Source organism: Psychrobacter sp. H27 (genome assembly GCF_059072655.1).
Genome location: NZ_JCACRX010000001.1, coordinates 411,732 through 431,574, shown reverse-complemented (window position 1 = coordinate 431,574; position 19,843 = coordinate 411,732). Strand labels below are relative to the sequence as shown.

The window sequence follows — 19,843 nt, the reverse complement described above, 5'->3', positions numbered from 1 at the left end:
TATGTAATATTGGCACTATTATACCCTTGTATAATAGTGCCTGCTTTTATAATAATAAGTATTGATTTCGTTTTTCTGTTTTCGTTTATCCATTTAATTATCTAATAATATTGAGAGTGTCATGTCAAAGCACAATAATCAGAACCAAGACCAAACCCCAACTGTAGAAGATACTAACGAGCTAATCGCACAACTGCAAGCCAAGCTAGACGATATCAGTGCTTCAGGAAAACAGCCGTATCCGAATACATTCAAACGCACTGATTATGCGCAAGACTTACAAGCCGCTTTTGATGGTGTGTCAAAGCAAGAGATCGAAGAGAAAGCTGCGAATGGCGAAAAGACACAGGTAAATGTAGCAGGTCGAGTCATGCTCAACCGTGGCTCATTTATCGTGATTCAAGATATGTCAGGTCGTATTCAGCTATATGTGGCACGTAAAGAGCTTGATGAAGAAACGCGTGCAAGCATTAAGTCTCTAGATTTGGGTGACATCGTTGGGGTGTCAGGCTATATCGGTCGTTCAGGTAAGGGTGATCTGTATGTGCACATCGAAGAGATTACGTTACTGACCAAATCGCTACGTCCGATGCCAAACAAATTCCATGGTTTAGCTGACGTAGAAGCGCGCTATCGCAATCGTCATCTTGACTTGATGACCAACGAGACCACTCGCGATACCTTTATGATTCGCAGTCAAATCGTTAGCGGTATTCGTCAATTTATGCTGAATGAGCGTTTTATGGAAGTTGAAACGCCAATGATGCATCCGATTCCAGGTGGCGCGGTAGCCCGTCCCTTTGAGACGCACCACAATGCTCTAGATATGCCTTTGTATTTGCGTATTGCGCCTGAGCTTTATCTCAAGCGCTTGGTCGTTGGTGGCTTTGAGCGTGTATTTGAGATCAACCGCAGTTTCCGTAATGAAGGGGTCTCAACCCGTCACAACCCTGAATTTACCATGATTGAGTTTTATCAAGCCTACGCTGACTATCATGATCTGATGGATTTGACTGAGCGTATGTTTAATCAGTTAGCAAATGATGTGTTGGGCACAACAGAGCTGACTTATCAAGAAGAAGCCATTAGCCTAAAAGCACCATTTGCTCGTCTATCTATGTCTGATGCGATTGCAAAGTATGCAGAAAACTTCGACATGGCACGTATCAATGATCGTGAATACCTAGCAGAGTACGCATCAACGACGCTGAAACAGCAAGTAAAAGATGTGTTTGGTGTGGGTAAACTACAAACGATTATTTTTGAAGAAACGGCTGAGCATCAACTGCGTCAACCAACCTTTATTACTGAGTATCCAGCTGAGACCTCACCACTCGCGCGCCGTAGTGATGACAATCCTGAGATTACTGATCGTTTTGAGCTGTTCGTTGGCGGTCGTGAGCTCGCTAATGGTTTTAGTGAGCTCAATGATCCAGCAGACCAAGCCGAGCGTTTCCGTGGTCAAGTCGCCGAAAAAGACGCAGGCGATGACGAAGCCATGCATTTTGACGAAGAGTACATCGAAGCATTGTCATACGGTTTGCCGCCGACAGCAGGTGAAGGTATTGGTATCGACCGCTTAGTAATGCTGTTTACTGACTCAGCCAGTATCCGTGATGTGATCTTGTTCCCGCATATGCGCCGCAAAAATGATTAATGTTTAATTATTCGTTAACCAAAGTCGCTTATTGAATGCGGCTCAGTCATAATCAAACTTGTGAGAAGCCAGACGAATGCGCTGGCTTTTTGCTATAATAAATATCGAAAAACAGCATCTAAAATAAGAATTTTAACCACTTGGCACAATGGATAGCTATGTCGCAGCAATATCAAGTTTTAGCTCGCAAATATCGACCCAAGAACTTTCATGAGTTGATTGGGCAGACGCATGTCTCGCAGGCGCTGATTAATGCAATTGATTATAATCGTCTGCATCATGCTTATTTATTTACTGGTACGCGCGGTGTGGGTAAGACGACGATTGCGCGTATTTTATCTAAATGCTTGAACTGTGATACTGGTATTACGAGCACACCGTGCGGGGTATGCGACAACTGCGTCGCTATCGATCAGGGGCGTTTTATTGATCTTATTGAAATTGACGCGGCTTCCCGTACCAAGGTCGAGGACACGCGTGAGCTGTTAGACAACGTGCCTTACGCGCCAAGCCAAGGGCGTTATAAAGTCTATCTGATTGATGAAGTGCATATGCTGTCAACGCATAGTTTCAATGCGCTTCTCAAAACGTTGGAAGAGCCACCTGAACACGTAAAGTTCTTGCTGGCGACGACTGATCCACAAAAACTGCCGATTACGATTATCTCGCGCTGCTTACAGTTTGTGCTACGCCCACTACCGCAGGTATTACTTAGCGAACATTTGGCAAATATTTTGACCAAAGAGCAGGTTGACTACACGCAGCCGGCCATTTGGCAATTAGCAAGCGCTGCCAAAGGCTCTGTGCGCGATGCTTTGTCACTGACAGATCAGGCGATTGCTTTTGGTCAAGGGTCACTGGATGATGCGACTGTCAATGCCATGCTCGGTCTCATTGATGCGGCTGACCTCATCAGCTTGATCACAGATATTTATAATCATGATAAATCAGCCGTTGCCGCACATATCGAGCAAATGCGCGCGCAGATGGTAGATGCGACCAGCATGTTTGATGGGTTGGCTGAGCTGTTGCATCAGTTGGCATTGACTCAGCTGTTGCCTGAGGTCGCTCTCAATGTTAATGAGGCGCAAGCAAAAGATATTTGTACGCTAGCTCAGCATATCAGCCCTGATGTCTTGCAGCTGTATTATGAGATTGTTGTGCAAGCACGTGAAGGCGTCAAGCTTGCTAGTACCCCTATGCAAGCGCTTGAGATGTGCATTTTGCGCTTACTAGCGTTTCGTCCTTTGCCGGTCGATGAAGTACTCAATAATACCTACGACGGGGAGGTATCTGCTACCAGTACACCAGTAATAGAGTCGACTGATTCGCCGTCTTCTTCAGAAAAAACGTCTTTAACTGTCACGACGCATGGCGCATCAGAACCACTACAGTCTTATGAGATTGATGACCAAGCGCAACGTTATGATGAGCAGCAAAGTAGCACTCATGATAACGAGAATTTTCGCTCTGAGTATATTAGTGACCAAGAGTACAACTTAGTACAGTCAGCTGTCAGTACTGAGCCTGAACCTGTTGTTGAGCCTGAACCTGTTGTTGAGCCTGAACCTGTTGTTGAGCCTGAACCTGTTGTTGAGCCTGAACCTGTTGTTGAGCCTGAACCTGTTGTTGAGCCTGAACCTGTTGTTGAGCCTGAACCTGTTGTTGAGCCTGAACCTGTTGTTGAGCCTGAACCTGTTGTTGAGCCTGATGCAAATAATTCTCAGTTACTATTACCATCTGATGAAGACCCGCGCACTTTGTTACGCTGTACGTCCCAAGAACTGACGGGGGAGTGGAACTCGGAAAAATGGGATTACTGGCTGCAGACTGCTCGTGAAGCAGAAGTATTAGCTCAAGATGAGTTGGCACTTGCTCGTCAAGGCACAATGACAGGTCAATGTAATGGCAATGCAACGTTCTTGACTAGTGTGGACAGCAAGCATTTACAAGCGACTTTTCAGCAACTGGCTGCAAAGTTGCAACAGCAATTCACACAGGCACAGATTGATTTAAAAATCGATAATAGCATCATGCAAAGTGATGATAAAACACCAGAGCGTCGTCAACAAAAACGATTAGAGCAAGCAAAAACGGTTGCTGAGACAAAATTGCTGAACACACCAGTGATGCAGTATTTGACGGAGCGGGGCGAGGGCAAAATGGGCAAGGTCCAACTGTATTAAGTTCTAAAAAACGGTTATTAAAACCATTTCAAATATGAATATGTTTTAAATACGGTTTTATATAAGATATCAAGGTGATGATACGCTATCGCCTTGATATTTTTGTTTTTACCGCAGCACAAATGGGCGCTCTTATATAAGAGAAAATATTTAGTAACGATAAGATAAATCAAAAGTCGTTATAATGATTAAGTTATATTAAAAACTGAAATGAAGTTTAGGTGAGAATATGTTGGATAATTTACGCGGTATGGCTGTGTTCGCCAGTGTGGTCGGACATGGTTCTTTTAGTGGCTCAGCTCGTGAGCTTGGTATTACCACCAGTGCAGTCAGTCAGCAGATTCGTTCACTAGAGAATGAGCTAGGTGTTGTGCTATTACACCGCTCAACTCGTAAGCTAAGCTTAACAGAAGCTGGTGAGAGCTTTTATGAGTCTGCAAAAGATGTGGTCAGTGCTGCTGAACAAGGTCGAATTAAAGTTAATCAGTTGCGTGATGAGCTCGCAGGTAGTTTACGTATATCGACGACGCCTGAGCTTGGTGTAAACCATATATTACCAGCGCTATCCACATGGATGGCGGCGCATGATGATCTTAGTGTCACCTATCTGGCAGATAATCACTATATCGATATGATTGATGAGCGTATCGATATTGCGATTCGTATGAGTCCATCGATCAATGATGCAAGCCTAAGTAGTCATCCGCTCACCGATGTACGTCAGTTGCTCGTAGCGTCGCCTCAATATCTACGTCACCACCCTAAGCTTAATACACCAAAAGACTTGGCCGACCATCAACTGATATCTATTGAAATCATGAAAGAGGCCAATCAGGTTGATATGATTCAAACAGAGACTGGTAAGAAAACACGTATCAAAATGAACTCGCGTATTTATACCAATAACGTCTTTATGGCCACGACTCTGGCAAAAGAAGGTCATGGCTTGATTAGAATGATGGAAATGGACATCAAAAAAGAGCTTGAGAGTGGAGAGCTAGTAGAAGTGTTAACTGGCTATCAACTGCCAAGCTTTGTTCTCTATGCGGTCACTCTAAACCGTGACCAACAACCTGCCAAAATCACTCGTTGTCTAGAAGTGTTAAAAAAATATTTCCATGCACATTAGAGCGGTTTGTTTTAGACAGTCGTATTATCAAATAAATAGCTAGAAAAAAGCCTATAGATAATGATATCTATAGGCTTTTTTGATTATATATATTCAAGCATTCCTTAGAATGAGGGTCTTAGTAGGTCAATCAAGCGCTCAGCAACTTGTGTGCTCTCATCACGGCTCATATTAAGTGGAGGTAGTAAACGGACGACATGACCCCCCGTTACATTGAGGATTAGGTTTTGCTCATCACGCGCACGATCTACCAACTGGCTACAGTCCATATCTTCTGGTAGCGCAATACCGATCATCATACCAGCGCCGCGGCTACTCACACCATGTTGTCCTAATGCATTAACGAGGCTTTCACGAATGAACAAACCTTCAGTCACTGCATTTTCCATAATGTCACTATTGGTGAGTACATCGTACACGCTATGTACCACGCGACTGGCTAAAGGTGTGCCACCGTAAGTAGAGCCATGGCTGCCTGCACCAAACAAACCATTAGCACGGCCTCGTACCATACAAGCGCCGACTGGAAAGCCATTACCTAAGCCTTTAGCAGTCGTCAATACATCAGGACGAGCACTGCTATGCTGATAAGCAAAATATTTACCAGTACGGCCATTACCTGTTTGTACTTCATCGAGCATAAATAGCCAGTTGTGAGCATCACATTCTGCCTGTAACTCTTCTAAATAAGTGAAACCATTTGCCGCAGTATTTAGACCACCTTCACCTTGGATTGGCTCTACAAAAATGGCGCAAATATCCTGATGATCCAAAGCTGCCTGCTTAACTGCAGCAATATCACCAAATGGCACACGGATAAAGTCTTCATCTAGCGTATAAAACCCTTCACGAGCCTTTGGGTTGGCAGTAGCTGATAGCGATAGTAATGTACGACCATGGAATGACTGCTCCATCACGATCACTTTTGGACGTGTAAATCCTTGCTTGTGTGCATACAAGCGTGCAATTTTCAGTGCGGCCTCATTTGCTTCAGCGCCACTATTTGCAAAAAACACACTGTCCATTTCGGCAGCCGTACATAAAGCCTCTCCCGCACGCTCTTGCCAGTCAATACCGAACAAGTTGCTGGTATGAATTAAGGTAGACGCCTGCTGCTCAATCGCCTCTGTCACTTGTGGGTGGCAGTGACCGAGCCCGCACACCGCGATACCAGTTAGAGCATCTAGGTATGGCGTATCATCTTTGGTATAGAGCCAACTACCTGCACCACGTGTAAAACTAATAGGTTGACGGTTGTAGGTAGGCATGAGGTAGGTAGCAGACATGTAAGACATCCTTGGTATAGTAAATTGAGTAAAATAGGGGGTTATAATTCGTCAGAGAAGGGCGTGGTTTCTGCAGGTAGCGTATAGTCTTCATTTGCCCAAGCCCCTAAGTCGATTAGCTTACAGCGACTACTACAAAATGGCTTGTATTTATTGTCTTGCCAGGCAGTCTGTGTGCCGCAGCGTGGGCAAGGGTAGGTTTTGGGCGTAGCATGGGAATTAGAGTCAGTCATAATAAAAGTGGGAGCATCCTTAATGTTATTAGTATCATTTACGCGCAGTCTTCTTCTATCATCATCTACATTAGGATGCATTTTGAAGGACTGGTCATCACTATATTACTATTAAATTAGATTGGCTATATAATAGCATGGGGCCGAATAATGACAAAAGACAAATGCTTTAAGGATAATAAATGACAGACAATACTGAGCTCACTCATCAGCAAGCGCGAGCGTTTCAACCACAGAGACTCTCAGCACCGCGTGACTTTGTGATACCTAAAATCATCAACGAAAATTTGAGTGAAAAACCGCTGATACTAGAGATCGGAGCAGGGAAGGGCAAGCACGCGCTAAGCTTTTCAGCGCAGAATCCTGACAAGCATTTAATAGCGATTGAGCGCACCCGTAATAAATTTGAAGCTTTCTCAAAACAGACTACGCTACAGGCCTTATCAAACCTAGATGCGATTCATGCGGATGCTATTGCTTGGACCGTACATGCTATAAAGCCCAATAGCCTGTGCAAGATTTTTATTCTTTATCCTAACCCCGAACAGCAGAACCCCAATCAACAATGGCTAAATATGCCTTTCTTTGAATTTCTATTGTCTCGCTTGCAGGTAAATGGTGAGGTAGTAGTGGTCACCAATATTGAAGCATATATGGACAACGCAGAGTTTCAGGCAACTAAGGTATGGTGTCTTCCAAATTCTCGTTATCAAGTCCCTGCAGATAGTCAGCGTACTCACTTTGAAGTGAAGTATTTGGCACGGCAAGAAGTGTGCTGGGAGTTGAATATCCGTAAGCCTAAATGGTATAAAACCAGATTTGATGATTGGCAAGCGACATCATTGTGTGAAGGAAAATAATCGAGGTAAAAGAAGAATGCTAAATATTAGGTTGAATATAAAATAGCCTAAGCGACTAAAAATAGAAAATGAAGAACTGCTCCTAAAGAGCAGTCCAAAAAATTTCAAACTTAAAGACTAGAATTAACGACTATAGGTAAGGTTTAACCAAATTATTAGAATTGGTATAAGCGTCAAGAACTGTCAAAAGAGTATATGCGCCAATGAATTTGCGACTAATGAACATAAACTCTTTTGGCGGGAGATTGAATTCGAAGGATTGCATTGCGCGAGTGGCTTTGGTGGATAGGCGCGAATGCAATTTACTGTTAGCCCAAATATAACACTTTTCCCCATCCAAGCACTCACTAGGAATATCTTTATTATTTTCAGGATCACTGAAAGGCTCTGTCGCCAGTAAAAATAGCGAGGCAATATCAGAGCGTACTTTGTCACTCATACTGTCGAAAAAGTCGTATCCTGTCATCGCAAGCATCATTGATTGATGATCATGACGGTATCCTGCTCGTAGCAGTCCGCGGGCTATAGTCAGTAAATGATTATCGAATTGGCGGATAGCGCCAAAATCTAACAAAACAAGCTTATCGATGTCGTCGCCTTCGCTGACTCGCACTAAGTAGTTGCCAAAGTTAGGATCTGTCTGCATCTCACCCCATACAAAAATCTCTTGCATCATGATTTCGATAGCAGCTTGACCGATTGCACTGCGGCGCTCATGAGGTAATAGTTGTAATTCATCAGAGACCACAGTGATACCTGGCTCATAAGACATACAAAGTAAGCGCTTTTTAGAGTAGGTACGGTTGATCTTCGGAACGATATAGCGCGGGTCGTCACTTAAACGATCATAAAAGCGCTCTGTCGTTGCGGCCTCTGCTTCGTAATCAACCTCATGGTGGAGTAGGTCACGTATCTCCTCAAACCAAGCATCAAGTGCGCGTGTTTGAGGAACGATATTACTTACTTTTAGCAACTGCTTGAATAAAGCAAGGTCGGAGTTGATGGCATCAGCCACGCCTGGGTATTGAATCTTTAGTACCACTTGTTCACCTGTCGCCAGTACGGTAGCGCGATGAACTTGAGCAAGAGACGCTGTTCCAATAGGAATAGGGTCGACATCTAGCTCGCTTAGTTTTTCACCCAATAATTTATGCAATGTTTTTTCAATCGTAGGCCACGTCAACGTTGCGGTGTCATCATTGAGCGTTTGTAAGGCACGTGTAATCTCCGGCGGCAGTATGTGCTCGCCATAGATTGCTAGCATTTGACCGATTTTGACGACTGAACCTTTTAACTTGCCAAGCTCTGATGCCAGATAATTTGCCTGAGCTTCCATAAACGCTTGGTTACGTGCTGTGCGTGCTTCTTTATTTAAAAACATGCCAGACACGCTATTGCCCGCCCAACGACGACCAATATTCAAGGAGGTTTTGGCAATCGACATTCGGCGATCAAACCCTGAGGTTTTTAGACTATCAATTGATTGCTTGTTGCTAGAAGGTTTAGACGTATCATTTGCCATAAATATAATCATTCATCCAGTTGCTATTGATTTGCGGGTTCGATACCCACAATACAAGGGAGATGTGATGCACGGGTATAAAATTGTACCATATAAAGCACATTGGGTTTATGAGCGTAGGCTGGCTGTTGATAGTTACTTTGTAAGCCGTGAGATGGTTCGAGTATTATTACTGAGCGTTATACGGCGTACCAAAAATAAGACCTAGCATAAAGCTAGGTCGAATAATGATGTAAAGTATACGCACCAATTTTGAAACGACAACGCAAGATGAGCGTTTAATGGCTCTTGATGGGTATAAGCTCGTTACGCATTTTCACGAGTGATGGCATGATGACCAATATCACGGCGATATTGTGCACCGTCAAAGCTAATGGCAGCAGTGACTGCTAGTGCTGCTTGCTGGGCTTCAGAGATATTGCTTGCTAAGGCAGTAATACATAATACACGACCACCATTAGTGACGATCTCATTTTCATGATTATCAGAAAACGCTGTACCTGCATGGAATACTTTGACAGCATTGTTGTTTGTCGAATCTAGTTCTGGCAAGCCTGCGATGACATCGCCCTTCGATGAGGTTTCAGGATAACCTTTTGAGGCAACAACGATACCCAAAGCAGGACGCTCATCCCATTTTGCTTCGCTAGGTAGTTGACCTGATAAACCTTGCACGACCAAATCTACCATCGATGATTGCAGACGCATCAAGATAGGCTGCGTCTCTGGATCACCAAAACGGCAGTTGAATTCGATCACATATGGGTCGCCTGCTTGGTCAATCATAAGACCTGCATATAAAAATCCAGTATAGGGATGTCCTGCGTCTTTCATTGCATCAACAACTGGCTGAATGACGCGCTCAATAACTTTATTATGCACATCTGCGGTCACGACAGGCGCAGGGGAATACGCACCCATCCCGCCTGTATTCGGACCTGTGTCACCTTCAAAAGCACGCTTGTGATCTTGGCTGGTTGCCATGGGTAAGATATTTTCCCCATCGACCATACAAATAAAGCTGGCTTCTTCGCCTTGCAAGAACTGCTCGATCACCACACGGCTACCAGCATCCCCAAATTTGTTGTCCGCGAGCATATCATCGATTGCTTCGTGCGCTTGCTCGATGGTCTCAGCCACGATGACGCCTTTACCAGCAGCAAGTCCATCCGCTTTGATCACGATGGGTGCGCCTTGCTCATCGACATAGGCTTTAGCTGCAGTAGCCTCTGTAAACCCTTGATAAGCGGCTGTTGGGATATGGTTCTGCTCCATAAACTCTTTGGCAAAGGTTTTAGAACCTTCTAGTTGCGCGCAATAAGCAGTAGGCCCCCATGCCTTAATACCAGCCTCGCGGCAGGCATCAACGATACCTGTAACCAAAGGTGCTTCTGGTCCAACAATAACCATATCAATACTATTATTTTGACAAAATTCGATGACAGCGGCATGCTCACTCGCATCAGCGTTCGCAGACGCTAAGACGACGTTTTGGCATTTAGGTTCAAGTGCACTGCCTGCATTGCCTGGAGCGACATAGACATTTTCGACATTGTCATCTTTTGCACACTGCCATGCCAGTGCGTGTTCGCGACCACCTGAGCCAATCACCAAAATATTCATCATACCGTTTGCCCTTAGCATTAAGTTAATAATGAGCTAGTCGTACGCTCGTAAATATGTCGACATATTCTAACAAAAAAACAGTCTTGATTACTATGAGTATCCTTGTGCCAGCATTTAATCTTGAATATTACTGGCTGCGTCATCATTGTCTCATTAGCAAAGGTTATCGACATATCACTGATTCATGAAATGATGTTGTACGCTTTAGCTAACGCCGCAGGTGCGTTAAACTTCACTGTAATAGTAGGATTACATCCTGATTGCTACATATTTATAAAAATAAGAACGAAAAAGGAGAAAATCTGTAGAAGTTATAAAATAATAAGTCACGTGACTGGACACACTGCCATTATATTGCAATTTTTGACAACGATTCTGTGAAAAGAAATGTGCAATAAAAGCAGTTGATACGGATTGATAAACATAAATAAAGAGACAAACCAAATCTATAAAAAGGACGAAGGACAATGCCAAACTCCCTCAGTATCGCAAAAGAGCGCATTAGCCAGATAAGCGATATTGCTACCGGCTATGTACAAAAAGACAAATCACTATTTGATCATTTTATTCATAGCTACTATCAGCCGCTGCATCAAGAGACTGCAGAGGCGATTAGCAATGCTGACTTGGCGGGCATGGCGCTACATCATTTTACGTTGCTCAAAGCCTATGATTGCAGCAAGCCGCAGCTCGCCGTATTTAACCCATTGGCGGAAGAGCAACACTTTCATAGCTCACACACGGTGATCCAAATCGTCGCATATGATAGACCGTTTTTAGTCGATACCATCTTGATGAGCCTTGAGGCTGAAGGCATCGATGTGCACCGCACGTACAACATCATCGTTAGTGTTAAGCGTGATGATGACGGTCAGATTACCTATGTTGAAGGCGCACATGAAAGTGCAACCTCTCATTTGTCATTGATTCACTGTGAAATCGCTTATCAAGATAATGAAGACTTGGATGCTCTACAGCAAATGCTGCTGTCTAAAATCGATACGCTTGATACGGTCGTTGGTGACTGGAAACAAATGCGTGCTCAGCTCAATGACATCAAAGCTGAGTTGTCTAACAAACCATTACCAGAAGTGTTTTATTCACAGCAAGAAATTCAAGCGTTCTTGGATTGGATATTAGATGACCACTTTATATTCTTAGGTTATCGCGAATATCGCTTAGAAGGTGGTCACGAAATCGAAGTAAGCGAACCGACCAATTTAGATCTGTTTGCCATTGGCAATAGTGGACTTGGTCTGTTACGCGGCTCTGAACAAGACAAGTTGTCAGAGAGCTTTAGTCAACTACCTAAAGGGCTAAAGCAGTTATTGACTGAACCGCGCGTATTGATGCTGTCCAAATCAAGTCGTGTATCACCGATCCATCGCTCGGTATATATGGACTTTTTGGGTATCCATAAATTTGATGATAATGGTAAGTTGGTTGGTGAGTATCGCTTTATCGGTTTGCTCACGTCACAAGCGTATCAGCTGACGGTTCAGCAAATTCCGCTATTGCGCGAAAAAGCCAATAAGATTATGGCTATGGCAGACTTGCCACGTGATGGTCACGCTCATCATAAGATGATGCATGTGATCAATACCTTGCCGCGCGATGACTTGTTCCAAGCCAGCGTTGAAGAGCTATATCCAATTGTCTCTGGTATCAGCCAATTACAAGATAAGAAAAGCCTACGTCTATTTAGCCGTATCGATCATTATCAGCGCTTTGTGTCGTGCCTAGTCTATATCCCGCGTGATAAGTTCAACACGGAGCTACGCATTAAGGTACAGAACGTCCTAAAAGATGCCTACAACGGCATGTCATCAGGGTTTACGACTGAATTTAATGAATCTGCGCATGCCCGCGTACATGTCCATGTGCGTACTGTGCCCGGTCAGGTAAATGACGTCAATATTGCAACGCTTGAAGCCAAACTATCAGCACTCATGCAGTCATGGGATGATAACTACCAAAAAATGCTACTCGATAATGTCGGTGAGCAACAAGCCAATGCTTTGAGTCGTCGCTTTTTAGATTATATTCCTGCGGCATACCAAGAGCGTTTTGATGCGCGTACTGCCGTCGAGGATACCAAGCGTTTGGCTGGCTTGACTACAGAGAACCCGATGCTGTGGCATTTATACCAGTCGACAGGCGATGCACGTAACCAGCTCCACCTAAAACTGTATGGTCGCGAGCAACCTGTTATCTTGTCAAAAGTATTACCAATACTTGAGAACTTTGGTGTGTCAGTCATCTCAGCACAGACATATGAGTTTGATTTGCCAGAGCAGCCTATCTGGATGCAAGAGTATGAGTTGACCCTAGAGCATGTCGATACCGTCAATATGCAAGTCGTACGTGGTCAGTTCGAAGACAGCCTAAAACAAATCTGGGCAGGACGTGTTGAGAGTGATTCATTCAATGAGCTTGTACTAACTACTAAGCTTGATACTTATGATGTGGTGGTGCTGCGTGCACTGTCGCGCTATATGTTACAAGCACGCGCGCCGTTCTCTAGTACCTATATCCAGCAAACGGTAGTCAAAAACAGTGATATCAGCGTGGCGTTAGGTAGTTTATTTGATGCGCGTATGAATCCTAAGCATAGTGAAGACGATCGCCAAGCAAAAGCTACGCAAATCCAAGAGCAAATCACCGCGGCACTTGTAGATGTGGATAGCCTAGATGAAGATCGTATCTTGCGTTGGTACTTAGATCTGATTAACGCGATGGTACGTACCAACTTCTATCAGACGGATAATGATGGTCAGCGCAAAGATCGCTTGTCGTTTAAGTTCTTGGCCGCAGATATTCCAAATCTGCCAAAGCCAAAACCAATGTTTGAGATATTTGTCTACTCACCGCGCGTCGAAGCCGTGCATTTACGTGGCGGAAAAGTGGCTCGTGGTGGTCTGCGCTGGTCAGATCGTATGGAAGATTTCCGTACCGAAGTACTGGGCCTGGTCAAAGCACAAATGGTCAAAAACGCAGTGATCGTGCCTGTTGGCTCTAAAGGTGGCTTTATCGTCAAGACCAAGAGTATGGCCGATGGTCGTGAGGCGTTCCAAGCCGAAGGTATCGCCTGTTATCAGACATTCTTGCGTGGTATGCTCGATGTCACAGACAACATCGTTGATGGCACGATTGTCCCGCCAGCCAACACGGTACGCCATGACGAAGACGATCCATACTTAGTTGTTGCTGCGGACAAAGGCACTGCGACATTCTCTGATATCGCCAACGCGCTAGCAGCAGAGTACAACTTCTGGCTTGATGATGCCTTTGCATCAGGTGGGTCAGTAGGGTATGACCATAAAGCAATGGGTATCACGGCGCGTGGTGGTTGGGAGTCAGTCAAACGTCATTTCCGTATGCAAGGCAAAGATATTCAAAACCGTGATGATTTCACTGTGGTCGGTATCGGTGATATGAGCGGGGATGTATTTGGCAATGGCATGCTGCTATCAACGCATACTAAGCTGGTTGCTGCCTTTAACCATCTGCATATTTTTATTGATCCCAATCCAGATACTGCATCCTCATATGCTGAGCGCGCACGCTTGTTTGAGTTGCCACGCTCATCATGGGCAGATTACGAAGCCTCATTGATCAGCCAAGGTGGCGGTATCTTCTCTCGCCAAGACAAAACCATCGCGATCAGTCCTGAGATGAAGTCTCTCTTTGAAATCAGTGCTGATACGTTAACTCCCAATGAGCTGATCAGTGCTTTACTCAAAGCGCCAGTCGACTTGCTATGGAATGGCGGTATTGGAACGTATGCAAAAAGTGTGAATGAGACGCATGCGGACGTTGGCGATCGTGCCAATGATGTGCTGCGTGTGAATGGTAGTGAGCTTGGCGCCGCAGTCATTGGCGAAGGTGGTAACTTAGGTTTCACCCAGCAAGCCCGCATTGAGTACGCCCAAAATGGTGGTCGTGTCTATACCGATGCGATTGACAATTCAGGTGGTGTTAACTGCTCGGATCATGAAGTTAATATCAAAATCCTACTGGGTAAAGTGGTTGAGCAAGGTGATATGACGCTCAAACAGCGTAATGAGCTACTTGAGAGTATGACGGATACCGTAGCAGAACTGGTACTGCGTCAGAACTACTTGCAGCCACAAGCGATTGAGCTGAGTCATATCAGAGCCGCTGCTAATTTAAGTGATCATCAGCGCTTTATTCAGATGCTAGAGGGTGAAGGGCGTCTTGATCGTGCGATTGAGTATCTACCATCAGACGAAGAGATTGCAAAACGTCAAAAAGCAGATAGTGGTCTGACCAATCCTGAGCTAGCAGTCGTCTTGGCATATGGCAAAATGTGGGTGTATGACAGCCTGTTATTGTCCGATCTTCCAGATGATCCATACTTCATTAATGAGCTACGTAAGTACTTCCCAGATGAGCTTGCCTCGCGTTTCTTTGATGAGATGACGGAACACCGCTTGCATCGTGAGATCATCAGTACTTACTTGACCAATAGCGTGGTCAACCGCTTAGGTATTGAGGCGCTATTCCGTCTATTTGAAGAAACTGATCAATCGTTGGCAACCATCGTCCGAGGTTATGTGATCAGCCGCGATGTATTTAATGTATCGCGCGCTTGGAAGGCACTAGAAGCGCTAGATAATCAGGTAGATGCAACACTGCTGTTGAACCTTGAGCTGCGTTTACGTGATTCATTAGAGCGCGGTGTGGTCTGGTTTATCAATGCCTTTGGGCAAAATCTGCAAGTCGCTGATATGATTAGCCGCTTTAGTGACAGTGTTGAAAAACTGACCAAACCAAGTGGCTTTATCGAGCAGCAATTTGCTCAATATCTGCAAGAAGATACCAAGCATTTAATGCAAAAAGAGCTGTCTGATAACGATGCTACGCTATTTGCAATGCTACCGTATCATGTCGATGCGCTTGATGCTGCGTTGCTTGCTGAGCAATATGAGCGTCCTGTCGATGAGATCGCAACTTTGTATTTCGAAGCTTATCAAGTGTTGCAGTTAGATTGGATGATGGACAATATTGCCAATTTACCACAGCAAGACTACTGGGATCGCCGTGCACGTCATGCACTAGTCAATGAGCTGTCACGCAGCTTGCGCCTACTGATGGATGCAATACTATCAAAACCAGATGCCAAGCAAGCCTTTAGTGAGTGGAGAGCACGACACGTTGACCAACTGGCAGCGGTCACTACAGAAATGCAGAAGCTTGACGATATGTATAGTGACGATGCAGACGCTCAAATTGGTCTCTCAACACTATCCGTACTGATGAGTGAGCTGAGTGGCCTAGTAACTAAATAAGTAGTCACTAAGTAACGAGTAGCTGAATGATTAGCCACTAAACACAAAATAGCCGTATGTTCAAAAAAACCACCGAGCGCAATGTTCGGTGGTTTTTTATTTTTGCCTTATGAGACGCGTGCAATAACAAAACGTTAGCTCGCGATTCGCTGACAGCCTTGTCCTGTTATCTGACTGAATCCACCTGAGAGCTTTTCTACTTTGATTTGGGTCAAAATACGATCTTTTAATGCCTGCACATGGGATATCACGCCAATTAATTTCCCTTCTTGCTGCAAATTAGTCAGCGTATCCAGCGCAATATCTAAAGACTCTTCATCCAATGTCCCAAAGCCTTCATCCAAAAATAGCGAGTCCACGCGAATGTTTTGACTGGCCATCTGTGATAGTCCGAGTGCTAGAGCAAGACTAATAATAAAGCCTTCACCGCCTGATAGGTTTTTGGTGCTACGAATCTCGCCGCCTTGATAGTTGTCAATGACATTGAGCTCAAGTGGGCTGTCATCGTCACGCGCTAGCAGATAGCGGTCACTCATTTTTTGCAGCTGAGTATTGGCATGATTAACCATGAGGTCAAAGGTCAAACCCTGTGCAAAGGTGCGATACTTTTTGCCATCGGATGAGCCAATCAATTTGTGTAGTTGTTGCCACACTTGCAGCTTATCCTTTTGAGCATTGATGGCCTCTATCTGTGCCTGTTGGGTGCTTTTCTTGTCCTCATTGTCTTTTAGTCGCTGACTAATAGCGCCAATTGCTTCAATGCGTTTATTAGACGCTTCTTGTGCTTGAGTATGCTGTTGAGTGAGTGTCTCTTTGTCGTCTGTTGTCAGCGGGTTAGCTTGCTTATCTTCCAATGCTTTCTGTGTTTCTTTTAATAAAGACTGCGCTTGCTTTAGCGCATAATCAATACGTTCTTGCTGCTGCTTGAGCGTATTACGTTCATCAATGGGCAGGCGCGCATTCGCAAAATCCGTTTCATTGGTGAAATTGGAGGCGGTAAGTATTGATTTAAAAGCGTCCTCTTGAATATTGAGCGCACCTATTACGGTGGTCACTTGCTCAGTCACGTGAGATTGTTTGTTAAGCAATTGTTTAAGCTCAAGCTCAGAGTTATCGAGCTGCCGCTGTGCAGAGGTTTGCTCGATTTGTGCTTGTTCTAACGCCTCACGCAAACGCTTTTCTTCTGCTTCAGGGTCTTTATCAGCAAAAACATCTTCTCTGTTTGTTTTTAGCTGATAAAGCGTCTCTGTCTTTTCAGTCACGAGCTTAACCAGCTTATCAAGCTCCTGTTGGTTGTTGTCCAACTGGTTTTGTTTGGTATCGATCTGTATGTCTAGACGACCTAATGATGTCGTCAGCGTTTGCTGCGTTTCTTTAGATTGATTGAATTCATCTCTTATACTGAGTAACGCTGCACGCTGCTGACGAAATGTATTGATATGCGTATGGTAATCCGCCTCACTTAGTATGAATTGGTTATCAATACTATCCATCAGAGGGGATAAAGTGAGCTGCGAAGTACGTATCTGTGCTAGCGACTCTGACTGAAATCTGCCAGCAGTATATTTGGTTAACAACTGTACGATATCATTCTTGAGAGTTACCAATTTGGAGAAGTTATCGTGAACCTCTTTGTTAATATTATCTATACTCGCGGACTTAATTTTAATATCCGTCTCAATCTCATTAATATCGCTTGCCAGCTTATGCTGCTGTTGCGCTAGCGCGCTTATGTCATCGAGTATGGTAGATATATTCTCACCAAGTGTTTCGTAGTTGAACAGCGTGTCTTTAAGAGCAATTCTACGTTCAGCAAGTTGATGTTGAATACGATCTAATAGAGGTAGTATATTTACCTGTGGCTCACGTTGCTGCAATGGCAGTATCGTTGCCGCTATAAACGGCGAGTAGCTTCCATCAAGCACCAAACGGACTGACTGATTGGTATCAGCCGCTAGTTTTTGTGCTTGATCTTGTAGCAGGTTTTGCTGATTTTGCTGCTGCTCAAGCTGCTGCTGTTTGGTCGCCTGACTGATACGATGTGCAGATAATCGGTTTTCCAAATTGGATATGGTAGTGTCTAAATCTGTTATATGCTGCTTAATCTGATCCGCTTCGGTATCTGATATCAAATGCGGATGGTTTGTGCGATAAGGATGCTCAAGCGATCCGCACAGCGGGCAGGCTTGACCGTCTTTTAAATCGGCAATGTGACTTTCTAGCGTGGCTACTTTTTGTAGTAGATACAGCTGTGTTTGTTTGTCTTTCCGCTTATCTTTAGCAGCGTGGATAGCAGACACTGTATCATCAATGATGTTAGTCAATTCTACTAACTCGTTTTTTATCACTGGTAGCGTGATATCTATGTTTTTGGTATGTGCACTAATCTCATTAAGCTGACCTGCTTTTAGCCCCATTTGTTCAAGTTGACGATTGAGGTTATCGATCTGCTCTTGTTCATTCCGCATCTCAGATAAAGATTGTACTTCAGTTAAAGTGGTTTGCTCTTGTTGCAGTGCTGTGGTCTTAGTTTGCAGCGATTGTTCTTCGATTACTTGTCTCTCTTGCTGTTCATGCAAGGTCTTAAGACGGCTTTGATACTGCTCTATATCGCTTTGCTGGCTGGTTTTGTTGATGTTTAGGTCAACATTGTCTTGTAGCAATGACTTTAGATGTTTGCAATAACTCTCAAATTTAGCAATATCGCTGTCAATGTCGCTAAGCTCGTTATTATGTGTGAGATAACCTTCTACCTCTACTAACTGAGTTTGATTATGCTCAGCTGACTTTTTATAATCATCTATTTCTTGACGCAAATGTTGAGTGCTCATAGATAAAGCGTGTTGTCTTTGTTCAGTCTCTTCTAAAGCGTACCTATTTTGCGCAATGTCTGTATCCAATTTACGCGCCTTTGCAATATCGGGCAGAGTATCTCGTAACGCGTTACTAGCCGTTTGCACTCGGACTTGTGCGGTCTCTAGACGGGTCTTAGCTTGTTTTTGATGGTCTTTTTGCTGAGGTAATGTCTGATTTATCTGCTGCTGCTCATCTTGCAAGCTTTTTAGGTTGTCGCGGCTATGAGTCAGCTGGCTAAACTGACTATCAAGCTCCAACGCCATATTGGCGGCAGTTAAACGCTTGGCATTAGGGATGAAATCTTGCTGCGCCTGCTGGGCACTATCAAGATTGCGTTGATAGCTACTCAGTTTTTCTTTTGCTTCTGCAACACTATCTAGCCATTTAATTTTTTCTGCCAAATTTTGAATGTCTTGCTGCTGCGTATTTTGAACACTTTGAGATGACTGCAATTCGGCTCTTAATTGACTTTCTTCTACAGTATCTAAAAGCGCTAAGCCATCTAAACCATACTGTAATTTACTCAGTATCTCTTGTTCGGTGCGATGCTTTTCATGAACCTGCTTGGAGATAATGGCATAAATGCTCGTGCCTGTTATTTTCTCTAATATTGCCCCTCTTTTATCAGAGTCTGATTTTAGAAAAGCAGCAAAACTGCCTTGAGCGAGCATGATAGAGCGCGTAAATTGATCAAAATCCATACCTAACAAATTTTGTATATAGGGAGCAGTTTTAATCTTCCCATCTTCTAGGATTTTGCCTGTTTCAACATCACTAACTTCATGTTTAATAGCTAACAAATTTCCCTTAGCTTTTTTATGAGCACGATGTTGATACCACGAGCACTGATAGCGTTTTGAGTTTATTTCAATAATAACTTCTGCTGAGCATTCTCCAGCGCCTTGAGTCATTATTTCATTATAAGCACCTGTTATTTTACCTAGTCTTGGCGTACAGCTATATAGCGCCAAACAAATCGCATCCAATATGGTGGTCTTGCCAGCGCCAGTCTGTCCTGTGATAGCAAAGATACCTTCATTGATAAATGCTGTATCAGCAAAATCAATATGCCATTCACCTTTGAGAGAGTTGAGGTTTTTGAGTCTGAGTTCGATTAGGCGCATGGAGGTGTCTTATTATTAGTGATAGCAGCAGCTGCGAAAATTTAGAAAGATA

General features: G+C 44.0%; 10 protein-coding genes. 5 read left to right on the top strand and 5 right to left on the bottom strand.

Annotated features, from left to right (window positions below):
- The first annotated feature begins 121 nt into the window (after positions 1–121).
- From lysS to AC5JPY_RS01655, 3 genes are all read left to right on the top strand, one after another.
- Positions 122–1,657 carry a lysine--tRNA ligase gene (lysS, locus tag AC5JPY_RS01665; protein WP_443527089.1) on the top strand — a complete coding sequence of 512 codons (1,536 nt, stop codon included), beginning with the start codon at positions 122–124 and terminating at the stop codon, positions 1,655–1,657.
- Positions 1,658–1,815: 158 nt separating this feature from the next.
- Entirely contained in the window at positions 1,816–3,843 is a 2,028-nt protein-coding gene (gene dnaX, locus AC5JPY_RS01660) for a DNA polymerase III subunit gamma/tau (RefSeq protein ID WP_493851891.1), read from the top strand.
- A gap of 229 nt (positions 3,844–4,072) precedes the next feature.
- The gene (locus tag AC5JPY_RS01655) at positions 4,073–4,972 is read left to right on the top strand and encodes a LysR family transcriptional regulator (RefSeq protein WP_319051723.1); all 900 of its coding nucleotides are present in this window, start codon (positions 4,073–4,075) and stop codon (positions 4,970–4,972) included.
- A 104-nt stretch (positions 4,973–5,076) separates the two neighbouring features.
- Here the strand turns inward: AC5JPY_RS01655 and AC5JPY_RS01650 are convergent, their stop codons facing one another.
- Both AC5JPY_RS01650 and AC5JPY_RS01645 read right to left on the bottom strand, forming a co-directional pair.
- Positions 5,077–6,258, bottom strand: coding sequence for an aspartate aminotransferase family protein (locus tag AC5JPY_RS01650; protein WP_493843108.1), 1,182 nt, complete (start codon positions 6,256–6,258; stop codon positions 5,077–5,079).
- Positions 6,259–6,299: 41 nt separating this feature from the next.
- A complete protein-coding gene (locus tag AC5JPY_RS01645) occupies positions 6,300–6,491 on the bottom strand; it encodes a DNA gyrase inhibitor YacG (protein ID WP_493843109.1) in 192 nt (63 codons plus the stop codon).
- A gap of 182 nt (positions 6,492–6,673) precedes the next feature.
- On the opposite strand from AC5JPY_RS01645, the gene AC5JPY_RS01640 reads away from it, so the two are divergent.
- On the top strand, positions 6,674–7,351 hold the full coding sequence (locus tag AC5JPY_RS01640) for a class I SAM-dependent methyltransferase (RefSeq protein WP_493843110.1): 678 nt from the start codon (positions 6,674–6,676) through the stop codon (positions 7,349–7,351).
- A 130-nt stretch (positions 7,352–7,481) separates the two neighbouring features.
- Here the strand turns inward: AC5JPY_RS01640 and AC5JPY_RS01635 are convergent, their stop codons facing one another.
- Both AC5JPY_RS01635 and purD read right to left on the bottom strand, forming a co-directional pair.
- Positions 7,482–8,873 (bottom strand): ABC1 kinase family protein, encoded by a 1,392-nt coding sequence (locus AC5JPY_RS01635; protein ID WP_443526416.1) that lies wholly within the window; start codon positions 8,871–8,873, stop codon positions 7,482–7,484.
- A 306-nt stretch (positions 8,874–9,179) separates the two neighbouring features.
- The gene (gene purD / locus AC5JPY_RS01630) at positions 9,180–10,496 is read right to left on the bottom strand and encodes a phosphoribosylamine--glycine ligase (RefSeq protein WP_493852715.1); all 1,317 of its coding nucleotides are present in this window, start codon (positions 10,494–10,496) and stop codon (positions 9,180–9,182) included.
- 470 nt (positions 10,497–10,966) lie between these two features.
- Here purD and AC5JPY_RS01625 point away from each other — a divergent pair, with 470 nt between their 5' ends.
- Positions 10,967–15,811, top strand: coding sequence for an NAD-glutamate dehydrogenase (locus AC5JPY_RS01625; protein ID WP_493851890.1), 4,845 nt, complete (start codon positions 10,967–10,969; stop codon positions 15,809–15,811).
- Positions 15,812–15,945: 134 nt separating this feature from the next.
- Here AC5JPY_RS01625 and AC5JPY_RS01620 read toward each other — a convergent pair whose 3' ends face one another.
- Positions 15,946–19,791, bottom strand: coding sequence for an AAA family ATPase (locus tag AC5JPY_RS01620; protein WP_493851889.1), 3,846 nt, complete (start codon positions 19,789–19,791; stop codon positions 15,946–15,948).
- Positions 19,792–19,843 lie beyond the last annotated feature (52 nt).

Bases quoted from the DNA above. Each gene is read 5' to 3' on its own strand.
- lysS (WP_443527089.1), top strand. From the start codon at position 122: ATGTCAAAGCACAATAATCAGAACCAAGACCAAACCCCAACTGTAGAA.
- dnaX (WP_493851891.1), top strand. From the start codon at position 1,816: ATGTCGCAGCAATATCAAGTTTTAGCTCGCAAATATCGACCCAAGAAC.
- AC5JPY_RS01655 (WP_319051723.1), top strand. From the start codon at position 4,073: ATGTTGGATAATTTACGCGGTATGGCTGTGTTCGCCAGTGTGGTCGGA.
- AC5JPY_RS01650 (WP_493843108.1), bottom strand. From the start codon at position 6,258: ATGTCTGCTACCTACCTCATGCCTACCTACAACCGTCAACCTATTAGT.
- AC5JPY_RS01645 (WP_493843109.1), bottom strand. From the start codon at position 6,491: ATGACTGACTCTAATTCCCATGCTACGCCCAAAACCTACCCTTGCCCA.
- AC5JPY_RS01640 (WP_493843110.1), top strand. From the start codon at position 6,674: ATGACAGACAATACTGAGCTCACTCATCAGCAAGCGCGAGCGTTTCAA.
- AC5JPY_RS01635 (WP_443526416.1), bottom strand. From the start codon at position 8,873: ATGGCAAATGATACGTCTAAACCTTCTAGCAACAAGCAATCAATTGAT.
- purD (WP_493852715.1), bottom strand. From the start codon at position 10,496: ATGAATATTTTGGTGATTGGCTCAGGTGGTCGCGAACACGCACTGGCA.
- AC5JPY_RS01625 (WP_493851890.1), top strand. From the start codon at position 10,967: ATGCCAAACTCCCTCAGTATCGCAAAAGAGCGCATTAGCCAGATAAGC.
- AC5JPY_RS01620 (WP_493851889.1), bottom strand. From the start codon at position 19,791: ATGCGCCTAATCGAACTCAGACTCAAAAACCTCAACTCTCTCAAAGGT.